The 16,959-nt window shown below is 69.2% G+C and carries 17 protein-coding genes; 13 read left to right on the top strand and 4 right to left on the bottom strand.

Annotated elements, in window-relative coordinates; all coding sequences use genetic code 11:
* Nucleotides 1–36: 36 nt before the first annotated feature.
* Genes QHF84_RS31995 through rpiA form a run of 5 tightly spaced genes read left to right on the top strand, consistent with a single transcriptional unit; the run spans nt 37 to nt 3,801 of the window.
* The gene (locus QHF84_RS31995) at nt 37–1,416 is read left to right on the top strand and encodes a heterodisulfide reductase-related iron-sulfur binding cluster (protein WP_281317275.1); all 1,380 of its coding nucleotides are present in this window, start codon (nt 37–39) and stop codon (nt 1,414–1,416) included.
* A 19-nt stretch (nt 1,417–1,435) separates the two neighbouring features.
* Nucleotides 1,436–2,011 carry a DUF3501 family protein gene (locus QHF84_RS31990; protein WP_281317274.1) on the top strand — a complete coding sequence of 192 codons (576 nt, stop codon included), beginning with the start codon at nt 1,436–1,438 and terminating at the stop codon, nt 2,009–2,011.
* Between the two features lie 4 nt (nt 2,012–2,015).
* Nucleotides 2,016–2,441: a thioesterase family protein gene (locus QHF84_RS31985; RefSeq protein WP_281317273.1), complete on the top strand. Its 426-nt coding sequence runs from the start codon at nt 2,016–2,018 to the stop codon at nt 2,439–2,441.
* Complete coding sequence (locus QHF84_RS31980) at nt 2,438–3,112, top strand: phospholipase D family protein (RefSeq protein ID WP_281317272.1); 675 nt, start codon at nt 2,438–2,440, stop codon at nt 3,110–3,112. The genes QHF84_RS31985 and QHF84_RS31980 overlap by 4 nt, the downstream gene beginning before the upstream one ends.
* Nucleotides 3,109–3,801, top strand: coding sequence for a ribose-5-phosphate isomerase RpiA (rpiA, locus tag QHF84_RS31975; RefSeq protein WP_281317271.1), 693 nt, complete (start codon nt 3,109–3,111; stop codon nt 3,799–3,801). The genes QHF84_RS31980 and rpiA overlap by 4 nt, the downstream gene beginning before the upstream one ends.
* Here rpiA and argH read toward each other — a convergent pair.
* Nucleotides 3,785–5,083, bottom strand: coding sequence for an argininosuccinate lyase (argH, locus tag QHF84_RS31970; protein WP_281317270.1), 1,299 nt, complete (start codon nt 5,081–5,083; stop codon nt 3,785–3,787). The two genes, rpiA and argH, sit on opposite strands and share 17 nt — an antisense overlap.
* Nucleotides 5,080–6,042, bottom strand: a complete 963-nt coding sequence (locus QHF84_RS31965) for a hypothetical protein (protein ID WP_281317269.1) — start codon at nt 6,040–6,042, stop codon at nt 5,080–5,082. Before QHF84_RS31965 ends, argH begins: the two co-directional genes overlap by 4 nt.
* 102 nt (nt 6,043–6,144) lie before the next feature.
* Between QHF84_RS31965 and fni the strand changes: the two genes are divergently transcribed.
* From fni to trpA, 8 genes are all read left to right on the top strand, one after another.
* Complete coding sequence (gene fni, locus QHF84_RS31960) at nt 6,145–7,242, top strand: type 2 isopentenyl-diphosphate Delta-isomerase (protein WP_281317268.1); 1,098 nt, start codon at nt 6,145–6,147, stop codon at nt 7,240–7,242.
* A gap of 84 nt (nt 7,243–7,326) precedes the next feature.
* The gene (locus QHF84_RS31955) at nt 7,327–8,181 is read left to right on the top strand and encodes a GAF domain-containing protein (protein WP_281317267.1); all 855 of its coding nucleotides are present in this window, start codon (nt 7,327–7,329) and stop codon (nt 8,179–8,181) included.
* 3 nt (nt 8,182–8,184) lie between these two features.
* On the top strand, nt 8,185–8,562 hold the full coding sequence (locus QHF84_RS31950) for a response regulator (RefSeq protein WP_136928355.1): 378 nt from the start codon (nt 8,185–8,187) through the stop codon (nt 8,560–8,562).
* Nucleotides 8,559–9,230: a phosphoribosylanthranilate isomerase gene (locus QHF84_RS31945; protein ID WP_281317266.1), complete on the top strand. Its 672-nt coding sequence runs from the start codon at nt 8,559–8,561 to the stop codon at nt 9,228–9,230. The genes QHF84_RS31950 and QHF84_RS31945 overlap by 4 nt, the downstream gene beginning before the upstream one ends.
* An 18-nt stretch (nt 9,231–9,248) precedes the next feature.
* Nucleotides 9,249–10,688, top strand: coding sequence for a hypothetical protein (locus tag QHF84_RS31940; RefSeq protein WP_281317265.1), 1,440 nt, complete (start codon nt 9,249–9,251; stop codon nt 10,686–10,688).
* A gap of 139 nt (nt 10,689–10,827) precedes the next feature.
* The gene (locus tag QHF84_RS31935) at nt 10,828–12,930 is read left to right on the top strand and encodes a M13 family metallopeptidase (RefSeq protein WP_281317264.1); all 2,103 of its coding nucleotides are present in this window, start codon (nt 10,828–10,830) and stop codon (nt 12,928–12,930) included.
* A gap of 83 nt (nt 12,931–13,013) precedes the next feature.
* Complete coding sequence (gene trpB, locus QHF84_RS31930) at nt 13,014–14,216, top strand: tryptophan synthase subunit beta (RefSeq protein ID WP_281317263.1); 1,203 nt, start codon at nt 13,014–13,016, stop codon at nt 14,214–14,216.
* Complete coding sequence (gene trpA, locus QHF84_RS31925; RefSeq protein WP_281317262.1) at nt 14,216–15,052, top strand: tryptophan synthase subunit alpha; 837 nt, start codon at nt 14,216–14,218, stop codon at nt 15,050–15,052. Before trpB ends, trpA begins: the two co-directional genes overlap by 1 nt.
* A 7-nt stretch (nt 15,053–15,059) precedes the next feature.
* Here the strand turns inward: trpA and QHF84_RS31920 are convergent, their stop codons facing one another.
* Entirely contained in the window at nt 15,060–15,989 is a 930-nt protein-coding gene (locus QHF84_RS31920; RefSeq protein WP_281317261.1) for a GGDEF domain-containing protein, read from the bottom strand.
* A 138-nt stretch (nt 15,990–16,127) separates the two neighbouring features.
* A complete protein-coding gene (locus QHF84_RS31915; protein ID WP_281317260.1) occupies nt 16,128–16,793 on the bottom strand; it encodes a metallophosphoesterase family protein in 666 nt (221 codons plus the stop codon).
* Nucleotides 16,794–16,959: the final 166 nt, after the last annotated feature.

The following is a 16,959-nucleotide window of genomic DNA, read 5'->3' as shown; positions in this document are numbered from 1 at the left end:
CCCTTTGCCAGGACGAACCGGAGACGAGGTCAAGCCGTGAGCGTCATCCCCCGCAAGCCCAAGGCCCCGCCGGCGACGAGCCCGCACGATCCGCGCTACTACGACGCGCGTGATCTCGAGGCGGAGCTCCGCCGCGCGTTCCAGATCTGCCACGAGTGCCGCATGTGCGTGAACTACTGCGGCTCGTTCCCGGAGCTGTTCAACCGGGTCGACAAGGCGATCGAGTCGGGCCGCGCCGAGGGCGCGGAGCTCATCGACGACGCGGACATCAAGGCCGTCAGCGACGCCTGCTGGCAGTGCAAGCTCTGTTATATCAAGTGCCCGTACACGCCCGACGAGGGCTCGTCGGAGATGCTCGACTTCCCGCGGCTCATGGCCCGCGAGCGAGCAAACCGCGCCACGCGCGAGGGCATCACGTTCGTCGACCAGATCCTCGGCGAGCCGCAGGTGATCGGCGCCGTGGGCGGTGGCGTGATGGCGCCGATCTCGAACTTCGTCCTCGCGTCGAGCCTCGTGCGCAAGGTGCAGGAGAAGGTGACGGGCATCTCGGCGGAGTTCCCGCTCCCGCCGATGGCCGCGGAGCCGTTCGGCGCGTGGTTCGCGGAGCACGAGCCGGCCGAGAACGCGGGGAAGAACGGCGAGGTCGTGCTGTTCGCGACCTGCTACGGCGAGTACAACGTGCCGAACGTGTCGCGCGCGACGGTGCGCGTGCTCGAGCACAACGGCGTGCGCGTGCGTTACCCCGGCGTGGGTGAAGATCGCGGCGCGAGCCTGACGTGCTGCGGGATGCCGAACCTCGACGGCGGCGACGTGAAGGCCGCGACCGAGAAGATCAAGCACAACGTGGAGCTGCTCCTGCCGCACGTGCGCGCGGGCCGATCGATCGTCGTGCCCGGACCGACGTGCGGCTACACGATGAAGAAGGAGTGGGCGGAGTACCTGCCGACGCCCGAGGCGAAGGAGGTCGCGGCGGCGACGATCGACCTCATGGAGTTCTTGGTGAAGCTCGGCCGCGAGAAGAAGCTCGTGCGCGAGTTCCCGGAGAAGCTCGGCAAGGTCGCCTATCACGCGGCCTGCCACCTGCGCGCGCAGAAGGTCGGGTTCCCCGGCGCGCGCGTGCTCGGCGTCGTGCCCGACACGGACGTGCGCGTGATCGAGCAGTGCTCGGCCGTCGACGGGACGTGGGGCATGAAGGCGGCGAACTACGAGACGGGGCGCCGCTACGCGCAGAAGCTCGTGCGCGGCGTGTCGGACATGGAGCCGGACTTGGTCGTGAGCGACTGCACGCTCGCAGGGCTGCGCGTGGTGAAGGAGACGGGCAAGCACGTTCTCCACCCGATCGAGGCGCTCGCGCGCGCTTACGGGCTCTTGTCGGCCGAGGGCGCCGAACCCACGACGAAGGCCGAACGAGCCTGATTTCGGAGGAAGAAGAGCGATGCGACCGATCGATCGGAGCGAGATCCTGCCCCTCGGCGACTACGAGCAGATCCGGGCGAGGTTCCGGGCGCGCGTCATCGAGGAGAAGCGGCCGCGCCGCGTGAAGCTCGGCGAGCAGATGTCGGCGGTGTTCGAGAACCGAGACTCGGTGCTCCTGCAGATCCAGGAGATGCTGCGCACCGAGCGCATCACGAACGAGAGCGGGATCGCGCACGAGATAGCGACGTACAACGAGCTGATCCCGGCCTCGGGCGAGCTCAGCCTGACCTTGTTCGTGGAGATTCCGGACGCCGTGGTCCGCGACCGCATGTTGATCGAGCTCAAGGGCCTCGAGGGCTGCGTGAGCGTCGAGGTGGACGGCGTGCGCGCGCCCGCGAAGAGTGATCCGAAGGGCGTGATGCCGGACCGGACGACGGCCGTGCACTACTTCAAGGTGAAGCTCGCAGGCGAGGCGATCGCGGCGATCGGCGCGAAGACGGCGAAGGTCGCGGTGCGCGTGGATCACCCGCGGTACGTGGCGCGGACCGAGCTCGGGCCCGTGTCGATCACGAAGCTCGCCGAGGATCTCGCCTGAAGCCATGATCGCCTTCGTGCGGCCGATCAAGTTCGAGGAGGTCGACGCCGCGGGCATCGTCTTCTTCGGGCACTACCTCGGCTTCGCGCACGAGGCGATGGAGCACTTCTTCGCGGGGCTCGATGGGGGATACGCGCACCTCATCCTGAAGCGACGCGTGGGTTTTCCCGCGGTGAAGGTGAACATGTCGTTCAGCGCGCCGGCGCGGTACGGCGACGTGCTGCGGATCGAGACGAGCACGTCGCACGTCGGCAACCGGAGCGCGACGCTCAGGTACCGGATGCTCCGCGAAGAGGGCTCCGTGCTCGTGGCGACGGTGGAGCACACGATCGTCACGACGAACCTCGACGTGATGGCGTCGTGCCCGATGCCGGACGACGTGCGGTCGATCCTCGCCGCGCACCTCTCGGTCGAGGCCACGTCGCCTTGAGCCTGGGCGGCCGGCGCGTCGAGCTGCGCCTGCTCCGGGATCGCGCGCATTACGACGTGCTCGTGCAGCGCGTGCTCGCGTCGGCGCGCGTGAGCGTGTGGATCGCGACCGCAAACGTGAAGGAGCTGCGCGTGGAGGCGCCCGTGGGATCACGGGCGCGCGCGCGGGGCCGGTACGTGTCGCTCCTCGAGGTGTTGCGAGGCCTCGCGCGGAGCGGAGTGGAGCTCAGGCTGCTTCACGCGGGCGTGCCGTCACGCGCGTTTCGCGAGGAGCTCGCACGGCAAGAGGAGCTCTCCGCGGGTGGGCTCGCGATGCGTCGCTGTCCGCGTGTGCACCTGAAGATGATCGCGGTCGACGGCGCGGCGCTGTACCTCGGATCGGCGAACCTGACGGGCGCTGGGCTCGGCGCGAAAGGCGAGGGGCGGCGCAACTTCGAGGCGGGGATCCTGACGGACGACGACGTGCTGCTCGACGAGATGCAGGAGGCGTTCGATCGGATCTGGTCCGGGAGAGAGTGCAAAGGCTGCAGGGTGCGCGACGTTTGCCCGGCGCCGCTCGACGGCGCGGTCGCAGCAGCGAAGCCGAGCGCGAAGGCGCCGGCGAAGAAGGCCGCGGGAAAAGGTCGTTCGCGGTTGCCGCGCGGGCCACGATCGAGCAAGGGCGGGGCATGACGATGTCTCAGGGTCCAGATCCGGCCGCGCTCGATCGGGTGGCGCAGGCAGCACTCACGCACGTGGCGGATGGCATGACGCTCGGCCTCGGCACGGGCCGCGCGGCAGAAGCGTTCATCGAGCGCCTGGGCGAGCGGGTGCGCCGCGGGCTCCGCGTGAGGGGCGTGCCGACCTCGAAGCGCTCGGAGGAGCTCGCGAAGAGGCTTCAGATCGAGTGCGTCGGGCTCGACGAGATCCACGGGATCGACGTGGCGTTCGACGGCGCGGACGAGGTGACGCCGGAGCTCGCGCTCACGAAGGGCCTCGGCGGAGCGCTCCTGCGCGAGCGCGTGGTCGCGTTCGAGGCTGAGCGGCTCGTGATCCTGGTGACGCCGGAGAAGCTCGTGAACAAGCTCGGATCGAGGACGGCGATCCCGATCGAGGTGGTGCCCTTCGCGGTGGCCACGGCGTCGCGGCACCTCAAAGACCTCGGCGGCGAGCCCATCGTGCGCAAGAAGGCGGATGGGTTTCCCTTCGTGACCGACAACATGAACTGGATCCTCGACACGCGCTTCGAGCCGCTCGACGACCCGGAGCGGACGCACGCCGAGGTGCGGCGCATCCCGGGCGTCGTCGATACGGGCCTGTTCGTCGACCTGGCGGACGTGGTGCTGGTGGGCGGCGCGGACGCGGTTATCGAGATGCGGTGAGCGATCCGAGTCGCGCTTCGAGCAGGTCGAGGCGCAGATCGCCCGGCGCGCCAGGTGAGACGCGCGCGGCGAGGCTCGCCGGCGCGTCGCCCTGGGCGAGCCCTTTGATCTCGTCGGCGACGCGGCGATAGGCCTCGCGGAAAGGGACGCCGGAGGCGGCGAGCTCGACGGCGCGGTCGGTGGCGAAGCACTCGGGCGTGATCGCGGCGAGCATTCGTTCGTGGTCGAAACGAAGTCCCTCGACGAGGCGCGGCAGGAGGCGGACCGTGGCGAGCGTCTCGTCGAGGCCACGCAGCACGGGCGACTTCGTGAGCTGCAGATCGCGGTGATACCCGGACGGGAGCGCGACGAGGGTCTGCACCTCGGCGAGCGCGCCTTGCACGATCGAGCAGGCCGCGCGCATGAGCTCGACGACGTCGGGGTTACGCTTCTGCGGCATGATCGACGAGCCCGTGGTGAACGCGTCGGGGAGGCGCACGAAGCCGAACTCGCTCGTCGTGAAGAGGGAGAGGTCCCACGCGAGCCTGCGGACGATCGCCATGACCTGCCACGCGGCGGCGAGGAGCGTGGCCTCGACGATGCCACGCGAGGTCTGCGATCCGAGCGGGTTCCACGCGACATCGGAAAAACCGAGCTCGCGCGCCACGCCCTCGCGATCGAGCGGGAGGTTCACGCCGTAGCCGGCGGCAGCGCCGAGCGGGGAGCGATCGGTGAGCGCACGCGCGGCGCGGACGATGGTGACCGCGTCGAGGAGGCCTTCGGCGAAGGCGCCCGCCCAGAGGCCCACCGAGCTCGGCACGGCGCGCTGGAGGTGCGTGTAGCCGGGGAGCGGCGTCTTCTCCTCGCGACGCGCGAGCGCGACGAGGGCGGAGGCGGCGGCGACGACGAGCGCTTCGAGCTCGTCCATCGCGTCGCGCTCGTAGAGGCGCATCGCCACGAGGACTTGATCGTTGCGGCTGCGGCCCGTGTGCACCTTCTTGCCGGTGTCGCCGAGCATGGAGACGAGTGCGGCCTCGATTGCGGTGTGGCCGTCCTCGTCGGCCTCCGTGAGGACGAGCTCGCCGGCGTCGTTTTTCCGGACGAGCTCGGCGAGAGCGCGCTCCATGGCGTCGAGCTCGCCGTCCGACAGAACGCCGATGCGATGGAGGCCGCGCACGTGTGCGCGCGTGGCCACGAGGTCGTAGGCGAGCAGGCGTTGATCGAGCTTCCAGTCGTCGCGGGAGGTGTAACGGAGCATGGCGGCGTCGGTGGCGCCGCCTTTGTCCCAGAGTCGTCCGCTCATTGTCCTTCCAGGGTCTCGTCCACGAGCGCGCGCAGCTCGGCGAGCTTTTTCGCGCGCTCGGGATCCACGGTTTTCTTCGGCGCCGTAGCGCGCATCGATCGTTCGAGCTCGGAGAGTGTCTCCTCGGCCGTGGGCGCGCGTTTGCCGCGGCCGAAGCCGAAGAGGCGCGACATCCATCCCTCGGCTTGATCGAGGACGAACGCGTCGCTGCGGATGCCGTCCGGATCTTCGCGCAGCCTGCGCACGACGGCCGCGTTCGCGCGCGCCCAGGTCTCGGACTCCGCGAAGCGCTCGCGAGGGACGGGATCGAGGTGGCGCGTGGCGACACGGCCGTCCGTGCCGAAGAGCTTGCAGAACATCGCGAGCGCGAGCGTGAGCTCGTTCGTGACGAGGCGCGTCGCCGAGTGGATCTTCGCGCCGCCGCAGCCCTTCACGACGACGTGCGAGCCGTTCGCGAGCAGGACGCCGAAGCCGAGCAGCACGCCCGCGAGATCCGTGACGAGCTCACGTTCGGCCGCGGAGAGTCCGTCGTACGCGTCGGCCTCGGTCATGAACATGCAGGCCACGGAGCGGACGAGGGCCGTCGTGAGGACCACGGGATCACGCACTTCGCCCGTACCCACCGCGACGACGTACGAGCCATCGGGGCGACGACCGACGCGATCGAGGCGCGCTTCGATCTTGCCGCCGGGTCCACAAGCGCCGCTGCCGCAGCCCGTGCTCATCGTCTCGCCTTCGGGCGTGACGAGCGTGAGCTCGACCGTGAGATCCGAGAGGCCCGCGAGCGCTTGCACGCGCTCGAGGAGCTTCGCCACCGCGTTCGGCGATCCATCGAAGGGATCGGGAAAATAGTCGGCGGTCGGAAGCACGAGACCGCGCACGGGCTCGGCGCCTTGCTCGATCAGCGCCGCGGCGCGGTGGAGGATCCAGCGGACTCTCGGTTCGGCGGGTAGATCCATGCGATCAGTCTAGTGCGTACGCGGCGCCGCGTCGAAAGCGTGGGGGATTCTTTCCCTTGATTCGTGGACCGCGAAGCCTCATGGAGGGGGCGGACGGATCGAATGACCGAACTCCATACACTCCCGCCCCAGGGCTCGCCGATCTCCGTGCGCAAGGCCGACCACATCGACCTGTGCGCCACGGGCGACGTGGGTTTCCGCGCGAAGACGACGCTGTTCGAGGGCGTCGAGCTCGTGCACGACGCGCTGCCCGAGCTCGTGCTCGACGAGATCGACACGTCGATCGAGCTGCTCGGCAAGAAGCTCCGCGTGCCGCTCGTGATCGCGTCGATGACGGGAGGCACCGAGCGCGCGCGGGGCATCAACCGGGAGCTCGCGCGGATCGCGGAGGAGCGCGGCTACGGCTTCGGTCTCGGCAGCCAGCGCGCGATCCTGAAGGGCGAGCCGCGCGAGACGTACATGGTGCGGGACGTGGCGCCGACGACGCTCGTGCTCGGCAACATCGGCGGCGTGCAGGCCAAGAGCCTCGAGACTGCGAAGGTCATGGAGCTCGTCGAGGCCGTGGGCGCCGATGCGCTCTGCGTGCACCTGAACCCAGCGCAGGAGACCGTGCAGCCGGGCGGAGATCGTGATTTCACGGGCGTGCTCGGGGCGCTCGAGCGGCTCGTCGCGGAGCTCTCGGTGCCGGTCGTCGCGAAGGAGACGGGCTGCGGGATCGGGCCGCGCACCGCGAAGAAGCTCGCGAAGGTGGGCGTGCGGCACGTCGACGTGTCGGGCGCGGGCGGCACGAGTTGGGTCGCGGTGGAGACGGCGCGCGCCGCGGGGCAAGAGCGATCGCTCGGCTTGATGCTGCGTGAATGGGGCGTGCCGACGGCGGCTTCGGTGCTGGTCACCCGCGAGGCGCGGCCGCGGTTCAAGAGCATCATCGCGACCGGCGGCGTCGCGAGCGGCATCGACGTGGCGAAGGCGCTCGCCCTCGGCGCGCATGCGGCGGGGATCGCGCGTCCGGTCCTGCAAGCGCTTCTTTCGGGAGGCCGGGATGGTGCGCTCGCCTTCCTCGACCAGGTGGAATCCGAGCTTCGCGCCGTCATGCTTCTGGTGGGCGCACGGGACGTACGGGCCCTTCGGCGCGTGCCAACCCTCCTTTCCCCGGATCTCGAGCGTTGGGCGGCCCTCGCCGCGGGCGGCCGGAAGAAATGAGCTTGGCCCGGCCATCTTAAGGGGCCTTCCTGCCGGCGAGCCGGGCGTGCTACCGTCCGGGTCGCTGGAGATCCCAGGGAGACGATGAGCGACAACGAAGGGCGATCCAAAGCGCCCAGCGAACAGCCTCCGGAAGACCTGAAAAGGGAGCGGGATGCATTCATCCAGCAGTTCTTCCGCAAGGGCGCTCAGTTGACCGAAGAGGTCCTGAAGGAGAACGAGCGTCTCCGCGACCGCCTCTCGGAGCTCGAGAGCGAGAACGGGAGGCTTCGCTCGCACCTCGCCAGCGACACGGCGATCCGAGATCTGGTGCGGAAGATCGAGGCGCTCGAGAGCGAGAAGAACGCGCTGCTCCAGCGCTCGGTGGCGATGGAGGCGGTGAGCGATCGCTACACCTCGCGCCATCAGGAAGTGGAGAGCGAGCTCGCGAGCCTCGCGAACCTCTACGTCGCGACCTCGCAGCTCCACTCCTCGACGAACGTTCGCCACGTGCTCCGCAACATCAAGGAGCTCCTGGCGCAGCTCCTCGGCGCGGCTCGGTTCGGTGTCTACATCGCCTCGGACGACAAGAAAGAGCTCGTGGCGGTGGCGGCCGAAGGCCAGAGCTTCGCCGACATCGCGACCCTACCGGTGGACGACGGCCCGATCGGGCGGGCTTTCTCCACCGGCAAGCTGTACTACGACGCCGAAAACGACGTCTCGAAGGGCACGGTCGAGCGCCCCGCGGCGGTGGTACCGCTGCTCATCGATGGCCAGCCCATCGGCGTCATCGCCATCTTCGGGACGCTTTCCCAAAAGACGGCCTTCGACGACCAGGACGGTGAGCTGTTCCGGCTCCTGGGCGCGCAGGCCGCCCTCGCGCTCGTCAGCGCGCGGCTGTTCACCGATGCAGGTCGCAAGGTGCCTGGTGTACAGGCGTTCCTCGACCTGGAGGACTGATCGATGGCCGAGTACTCCTGCCTGATTGTCGAAGATTCGCCCATGATGCGGCAGCTCTTGGTCTTCGCGCTCGCGCGGCTCAAGAACCTGCGCGTCACGGAGGCGGACGACGGCGTCGACGGCCTGCGCAAGCTCGCGTCGACGAAGTACGACGTCATCATCACCGACATCAACATGCCGATCATGGACGGGCTGAAGCTCGTCAAGCGTGTCCGGTCGGATCCGGTGCACAAGGACACGCCGATCATCATCATCACGACCGAGGGCTCGCAAGAAGACCGGCAGCGCGCGCTGCAGCTCGGCGCGAACGCGTACATCACCAAGCCCATCCAGGCGCCGCAGGTGATCGCCAAGGTCAAAGAGCTCCTCGGCATCGAGTGAATCGGCCGCCCCCGGCCCTCCACGTCAAGATCTGCGGTTTTACGCGGATCGAGGACGTAGAGGCCGCCGTCTCCGCGGGCGCCGACATGATCGGCCTCAACTTCGTTCCGGGTTCGCCGCGTCATATCGACGTGGCGCTCGCGCGCGCGCTCGCGGATGCGGCGCGTGGGCGCGTCGAGATCGTCGGTGTCGTGGCCGATCTGGATCCGCCGCGCATCGAGGAGCTCGCGCGAGAGGTCGGGCTCGATCGCGTGCAGCTCCATGGAGACGAGTTGCCCGAGGTGATCGACGCGCTCGGGCCGCGCGCGTTCAAAGCGCTGCGTATCGGCGGCGCGGAGGACGTCGCGCTCGCGGCGCGGTACGGCGGTGATCTCCTGCTCGTCGACGCGCGTGTCCCGGGACAGAAGGGGGGCACGGGGGTGCGCGTCGATGCGGTGCTCGTCGTCGATCTCGCGCGCGCGCGTCGCCTCTTGCTCGCGGGCGGGCTCGGGCCCGACAACGTCGCCGAGGCGGTGCGCGTCGTGCGTCCGTGGGGCGTCGACGTCGCGAGCGGCGTCGAGTCCGCGCCGGGAGTCAAGGACGAGCGCAAGATGCGCGCGTTCGTGCACGAAGCTCGGCGCGCCGCGCAGGAAGCCGCAGAAGCGGCGGACGGCGCGGACGACGCGTGAATCGAGGAGGTCTTGGTGATGATGATGCGGAGTGGTTCGAGGGTGCTTTTGGCAGTGCTCGTCGCGGCGCCGTGCGCGCTCGCGGCGGCGACGGCGTCGGCGGCGACGTTGACCGTGGGTCCGGGCAAGACGCACGCGACGCCTTGCCAGGCGATCGCGGCGGCGAGCGACGGCGACACGATCGAGATCGACGCGGCCGGCAACTACGCCGGTGATGTCTGCGGCTGGTCGAAGAACGGGCTCACGCTTCGCGGCACGGGTGGGCTCGCGAAGATCGACGCGGCGGGGAAGAACTCGGGCGGCAAGGCGATCTGGGTCATCGCGGGGAACGACACGGTCGTCGAGAACATCGAGTTCACCGGCGCCACGGTCCCGGATCAGAACGGCGCGGGCATCCGCCAGGAGGGCGCGAACCTCACGGTTCGCGGCTGCTACTTCCACGACAACGAGAACGGTATCCTCGCGGGCAACAACGACGCGAGCACGATCCTCATCGAGTACACCGAGTTCGCGAAGAACGGCTTCGGCGACGGCCAGTCGCACAACCTCTACATCAACCACGTCAAGAAGCTGGTCTTCCAGTACAACTACTCGCACGCCGCGAAGATCGGCCACCTGCTGAAGACGCGCGCGCTCGAGAACCACGTGCTCTACAACCGCCTCACGCAGGAGGACGGGACGGGCAGCTACGAGATCGACGTGTCGAACGGCGGCCTGACGTTCGTCATCGGCAACCTCATCCAGCAGGGGCCGAACACGGACAACAGCTCGCTCGTGGGTTACGCCCTCGAGTCGAACGGGGCGAACCCGAACATGGAGCTGTTCGTCGTGAACAACACGTTCGTCAACGAGCGCCCGAACGGCGGCACGTTCCTGAACATCAGCTCGAGCGCGATGCCGGCGGTCGTCCGGAACAACATCTTCGTCGGGCCGGGGACGTTGACGAACCAGGGCAACGCGGCCCTCGGGAAGAACTTCCAGGGCGATCCGATGTTCGCCGACCAGGCCGCGTTCGACTACCGGCTGAAGGACGGCTCGCCCTGCGTGGACGCGGGCGAGGCGCCGGGGATGGGCGGCGGGATCGATTTGACCCCCAAGTATCACTACGTGCACCCGGCCGACAGGACGGGGCGCACGACGGTCGGCACGATCGACATCGGCGCCTACGAGCTCGGCGGTGAAGGAGGCTCGGGCGGAAGCGGCGGAAGCGGCGGAAGCGGCGGCGGTGGCGGAAACGGCGGCAGCGGCGGAGGCGCCGGTGGAAGCGGAGGCGCCGGCGGAAGCGGAGGCGCGGGGGGTGGCGATGGCGGCGGCACCGACAGCGGCGAAGATGGGAGCTGCGGGTGCCGGGTCGTCGGGGGCGGTGATGCGTCGTTCGGCTGGATCGCGGGCCTAGCGATCGGCGCGGCCGTCGCGGCGCGCAGGGGCCGGCGGCGCGTAGAAATCTCGCGTCGCTGATCGCGGTCTCGATCACGGCCCTGCCACATCCTCTCCGGTTCACGCGCTCTCGCGGGTTCACACGGGCTTCGGAGCGACGTCCATCGTTGCGACGTTCGCGGTTCGTCCTAGGATGCCGCTCCCCCGACCGGAGACTCGTATGCGCACGCTTTCCCTCGCCTTCGCCTCCGTGGCGATGTCCCTCCTCGCTGGGTGTGGCTCGGCCAAGCCCGAGCCCATCACCAACACCGCGGGCCCCGTGCCCACGGTCGCTCCGCCTGCCGATAAGGGGCCGCCGCCCGTGGAGGTCACGCTGGAGAGCGTGGGGCTCGACGGCGCCGCGCTCGACCGGTCCGTCGATCCTTGCAAGGACTTCTACTCGTTCGCCTGCGGCGGCTGGCTCAAGTCGACGGAGATTCCCTCCGACGAGGCGACCTGGGTGCGGAGCTTCAGCGAAATCGACAAGCGCAACGAGCTCGCGCTGAAGACGATCCTCGAGGACGCGGGCAAGGCGAAGAACCCCGATCCGACGACGAAGAAGATCGGCGACTTCTACGCCGCGTGCATGGATGAGGCGGCGGTCGACGCCGCGGGCATCACGCCGATCAAGCCGCTCGTCGAGCGCGCGCGGAAGGTCTCGTCGACGAAGGACGTGGCCGCGCTGGTCACCGATCTGCACGCCACGGGCGTCTTCCCGCTGTTCTGGATCTCGGGCGAGCAAGATCCCGGGGACGCGACGCGCGTCATCGCGACGCTCGATCAGGGCGGGCTCGGCCTGCCGGATCGCGACTACTACACGAAGGACGACGACGATTCGAAGAAGCTCCGCGCCGAGTACGTGGCCCACGTCGAGCGCATGCTGAAGCTCGCGGGGCTCGGAGGCGCCGACGCGAAGAAGGCCGCGGCGGACGTGCTCGCGCTCGAGACCGACATCGCCAAGGTCTCGAAGACGCGCGTGGAGCGCCGCGATCCGAAGGGCATCTACAACATGGTGGGCCGCGCGGATCTCGCGAAGAAGGCGCCGACGTTCCCCTGGGACGCGTACTTCAAGTCGCTCGGGCTCTCGGACGTGAAGCAGGCGAACCTCACGTCGATCCCGTTCTTCGAGGGCATCGACAAGCTGCTCGCGTCGGTGAAGCCGAACGTCTGGCAGAGCTACCTGACGTGGACGATCGTGCGCGCGTCGGCCGATGAATTGTCGAAGCCGTTCGTGGACGAAGCGTTCTCGTTCCGCGCCCGCCTCTTCGGCCTGAAGGAGCAGAAGCCGCGCTGGAAACGGTGCGTCGAGGCCACGGATCACGCGCTCGGCGAGCTCGTCGCGCAGCCGTTCGTGGCGCGCCACTTCGCGGGTGATTCGAAGCGCGCCGCCGAGCAGATGGTGCAGGAGATCAGCAAGGCCTTCGGCGTGCGCGTCAAGTCGCTCGACTGGATGGACGACAAGACGAAGGAGCGCGCGCTCGCGAAGCTCTCGAGCATGGCCTACCTCATCGGCTACCCGGGGAAGTGGCGCAGCTACGACTTCGAGGTCGATCGGAAGAGCTACGGGAAGAACACGATGGCCGCGGGCGCGTTCGAGCAGAAGCGCAGGCTCGCGAAGATCGGAAAGCCCGTCGATCGCGAGGAGTGGCAGATGAGCCCTCCGATGGTGAACGCGTACTACGACCCGCAGAAGAACCACATGGTCTTCCCGGCCGGGATCCTGCAGCCGCCGTTCTACGACGTGAAGTCGGCGATTCAGGTGAACCTCGGCGGCATGGGCATGGTCGTGGGCCACGAGCTGACGCACGGCTTCGACGACGAGGGCTCGCAGTACGCGGGCAACGGCAACCTCGAGAACTGGTGGGAGCCCGCCGTCGGCGAGCTCTTCAAGAAGAAGACGACGTGCGTCGAGGAGCAGTACTCGACGTACGAGCCGCTGCCCGGCGTGAAGCTCAACGGCAAGCTCACGCTCGGCGAGAACATCGCGGATCTCGGCGGCATCCGGCTCGCGTTCATGGCCTACCGCGAGATGCGCAAGGGCGCGGCGAACATGACTGTCGCCGGCGGCTTCAACGAGGATCAGCAGTTCTTCCTCGCGCACGCGCAGGCCTGGTGCGCGAAGAGCCGCGACGAGTACGTCCGGCACCACGCGAAGACGAACACGCACTCGGCGCCGCGGTTCCGTGTGAACGGTCCGCTCGTGAACACGCCCGAGTTCGCCCAGGCGTTCTCGTGCGCCGCGGGCACGCCGATGCACCCGGCGAACGTGTGCGCCGTTTGGTGACCTGCGCGCCGCGGGGCTCGCTGCACACACGTTTCAGGAAGGACCTGCTCGCCCGATAGGACGCGGGCGAGCAGGCTTCGCGGGTGCTCGGGGCAGGATATTTCGGACAGTTCGGAGGGCGCTTCGTCGCAGAGACGCTCGTGCCCGCGCTCGAGGAGCTCGATCGCGCGCGGCAGGAGATTCTGCCGACCCCGGCGTTCCAGGCGGAGCTTCACGAGCTCTTGCGGAGCTACGTCGGGCGGCCGACGCCCCTGACGGAGGCGAAGCGGCTCGCGCGGCGCATCGATCCGGACGGAGGTGCGATCGCGGAGCTCCTGCTCAAGCGCGAGGACCTCTGTCACACGGGGGCGCACAAGATCAACAACGCGCTCGGTCAGCTCTTGCTCGCGAAGGCGATGGGCAAGACGCGGATCATCGCGGAGACGGGCGCAGGGCAGCACGGCGTGGCGACGGCGACGGCGGCGGCGCTGCTCGGCCTGCCGTGCGAGGTTTATCAGGGCGCGCTCGACATGGAGCGGCAGGCGCCGAACGTCGCGCGCATGCGGCTGCTCGGGGCGCGCGTGGTGCCGGTGGAGTCGGGATCGCGGACGCTGAAGGACGCGATGAACGAGGCGCTGCGCGACTGGGTGACGAACGTGCGCACGACGTACTACTGCGTCGGCAGCGCGGCCGGGCCGCACCCGTACCCGACGCTCGTCGCGTCGCTGCAGCGGATCATCGGCGACGAGGCGCGCGCGTCGTGCATCGATCGTGGTGCGCTGCCGGACGTGGTGATCGCTTGCGTGGGCGGCGGCTCGAACGCGATCGGGATCTTCAAGGCGTTCGAGGGTGATGCGAGCGTGTCGCTCTACGGCGTCGAGGCCGCGGGGCTCGGGATCGACACGGACAAACACGCGGCGACGCTCTCGCGCGGACGCATCGGCGTGCTGCACGGGGCGAAGTCGTACGTGCTCTGCGACGACGCGGGGCAGGTGACCGAGGCGCACTCGGTGAGCGCGGGGCTCGATTATCCGGGCGTGGGGCCGGAGCATGCGCGGCTGCGCGACACGGGGCGCGCGACGTACGTCTCGGCGACGGACACGGAGGCGCTCGACGCGGCGCTGGAGGTGGCGCGCGCGGAGGGCATCGTGGTCGCGCTGGAGACGGCGCACGCGTTCGCGGCGATCGGGGCGATCGCGCGGCGCGAGGCCGAGGCGAGGGGACGGCCTGCGCGGATCCTCGTGTGCCTCTCGGGTCGCGGCGACAAGGACCTGGACACGATCACGGCGTACGGCGGAGGGAAGTGATGCACCGGATCGATCAGCGCTTCGTCGAGCTCCGGCGCGCAGGCCGGAAGGCGCTCTGCGTGTACCTCTGCGTCGGGGATCCTTCGCTCGAAGCGTCGGGGTTCCTCGCGCTCGAGGCGATCGACGCGGGAGCCGACATCCTCGAGCTCGGCGTTCCGTTCAGTGATCCCACGGCCGACGGCCCGACCCTCGCGCGCGCGGCAGAGCGAGCGATCGCGGCGGGCGCGACGCTCGAACGGGTGCTCGAAGTGGCGTCGCGCATTCGCGCGCGCTCGGAGGCGCCGCTCGTGCTCTTCACGTACTACAACCCCGTGCTCGTCGTGGGCGAGGCGAAGGTCGCGCGGCTCGCGCGCGAGGCGGGCGTGGATGCGTTGCTCGTCGTGGATCTGCCTCCGGAGGAGGCGGGGCCGCTCCGTGCCGTCTGCGCGGCCGAGGGGCTCGGCGTGGTGCCGCTCGTCTCGCCGACGAGCCACGCGGCGCGGGTCGAGGCGATCCGGCACGCGTCCATGCCGCTCGACGGCGCGCCGCGCGCGTTCGTGTACTCGATCTCGATGACCGGCGTGACGGGGGCGAGCCCGTCGGATCTCGCCGCAGCCGCGCGGGATGCCGAGGCGATGCGTCGAGCGTTCGACAGGCCCGTGCTCCTCGGCTTCGGCATCGACAGCGGCGCGAGCGCGAGGCTCGCGGCGGGCGAGGCGTCCGGCGGCGCCGATGGAGTCGTCGTCGGCACTGCGCTCGCGCGGCGCATCGAGCAGGCCGCGAGCGGAGATGAACAACGGCGCGCCGTACGCGCCTTCGTCAGCGAACTGCGACGCGCCCTCGACGAACCTGCGTAGTCGCCCGTCAGCCTGTTCCGTGCTTCAAGAGGACGCGGTTTCTGCCCGTCCGCTTCGCCTGGTAGAGCGCCTCGTCGGCGGCGGCGATGAGCTGCTCGGGCGTCTCCACCGGCAGATCCGGGTGCGCGGCGACGCCGACGCTGATCGTGATCTGCATGCGCGTCCCTTCGTGCTCGAAGGGCGCCGACTCCACGGCCGAGCGCAGCCGCTCGCCGAGGATGCCCGCGTTGCCGAGCGTCACGCCGCGGCAGATCACGCCGAACTCCTCGCCGCCGTAACGCGCGAAGACGTCCTCGGTCCGCACCGTGTTCATCGTCAGCTTCGAGATTTTCGTGAGCACGTAGTCGCCCGCGAGGTGGCCGTACGTGTCGTTCACGCGCTTGAAGTGATCGACGTCGAACATCACGAGCGAGAGCGGCGCACGATGTCGCTTCGCGTAGGCGATCTCGGTCTCGAGGCGGCTCAGGAAGTAGCGCTTGTTGAACGCCTTCGTCAGCCCGTCCCGCAGCGCCGCGTCGATCATCTGCTGCTGGAAGCTGACGTCGAGGTGGTCGTGGTAGGTGAACTTGAGGATCGTGGTCGATCCCAGGCGGATCTTGTCGCCGTCGCGAAGGATGCGCTGGCTGATGTTCTCGCCGTTCACCGAGGTGCCGTTCGAGCTGTTGAGATCCTCCAGCACCACGTCGTTGCCGGCGCGGACGAGCCGCGCGTGCCGACGCGAGATGCCGTCGTCGTTCAGACGCACCGTGGCGTTCGCCCCGCGGCCCAGGACGGTCTCCGGAAACTCGACCTCGAACATCTCGCCGACGTTCGAGCCGACGAGCACGATGAGATAGGCGCGATCACGCTGCGATCGAGCCCTGAGCTCGTCCTGGAGCTCCTTCACGTGGGCGACCCGCGTGGCTTCGATATCGTCGTCAGGCGGCCCGCTGTTCATGCTGCCAAACTACATCATAGCGCTGCACGTCGTCGCTTGGGAACGGCTACCGTGCAGGGACAGAGTGGTTTCTCGGGGTTACAAGAAGCCTAAAGAAAGCCAGCCGACCGGAAGGCCGATGGGTTCGCCGCGCCCTCACTAAGCAGCCTTCCCGAGGGGGACGGCGATCTGCTCGACCTCGACGCCGGCGATGCTCGTCTCGAGGAGCGTGACGTCGGCGTGCGAAAACCCTTGCCCTGCGCCCTCGCCGCCCGGGGCTTCGCCGACGCTGCCCACGTTCACGATCCGTACGCCCTGGACCATGCGATCGAACGGGACGTGCGAGCCGCCGCAGACGATCACGTCGGCCGGATCGTCGCCGAGCAGCGCCGCCATCTCCTCGTCCGTCATGTCGTGGGAGAACGGCTCGAACGGATCGACCGGGGATCCGTGGACGAGCAGGAGCTCGCTGCCGTCTTCGAGGTTCATGCGGTGGGTCGTGGGCAGCCGGCCGAGCCGCGCGAGGATGAGCTGGCCGAGCTCGGTGCGGACCTCGGAGAGGCGCTCGAGCCGCGAGCGCTCGTAGGGGCTCTTCGGGACGACCTTGCTGATGTCGAGCGTCGCGAGCGCGCGATCGCCGGTGCCCTGGACCAGGATGGCCTGGATCTGCGTGAGCCGGCGCCACGTCTCGAGCGGATCGGGGCCGGGAAAGCAGAGATCTCCGGCGACGAGGATCTTCGAGTAGCCGCGACGCTCGGCCACCGCGAGTACGGCGGAGAGCGCATCCGCGCGTCCATGAATGTCGGACAGGCAGAGGAGACGCACGTGGCGGAGCATAGGAGGTGGGCGGAGCCTCGCCAAGGCGCATCGAGGACGAGAAGCGGGGGGTTTGGGGCGTAGCTCGGCGTGCCCGAGCGTATCCCCCCAACGTCCACGACGAGATCGCCCGGGGCGTCCGCCCCCGCCTGCTCGGCGCGGGCCCGAGGAAAAA

The organism is Polyangium sp. y55x31, assembly GCF_029946505.1.
In the GTDB taxonomy this organism is placed as follows: domain Bacteria; phylum Myxococcota_A; class Polyangia; order Polyangiales; family Polyangiaceae; genus Polyangium.
The sequence above is the reverse complement of the archived record's forward strand: the minus strand, read 5'-3'. Positions and strand labels throughout refer to the sequence as shown.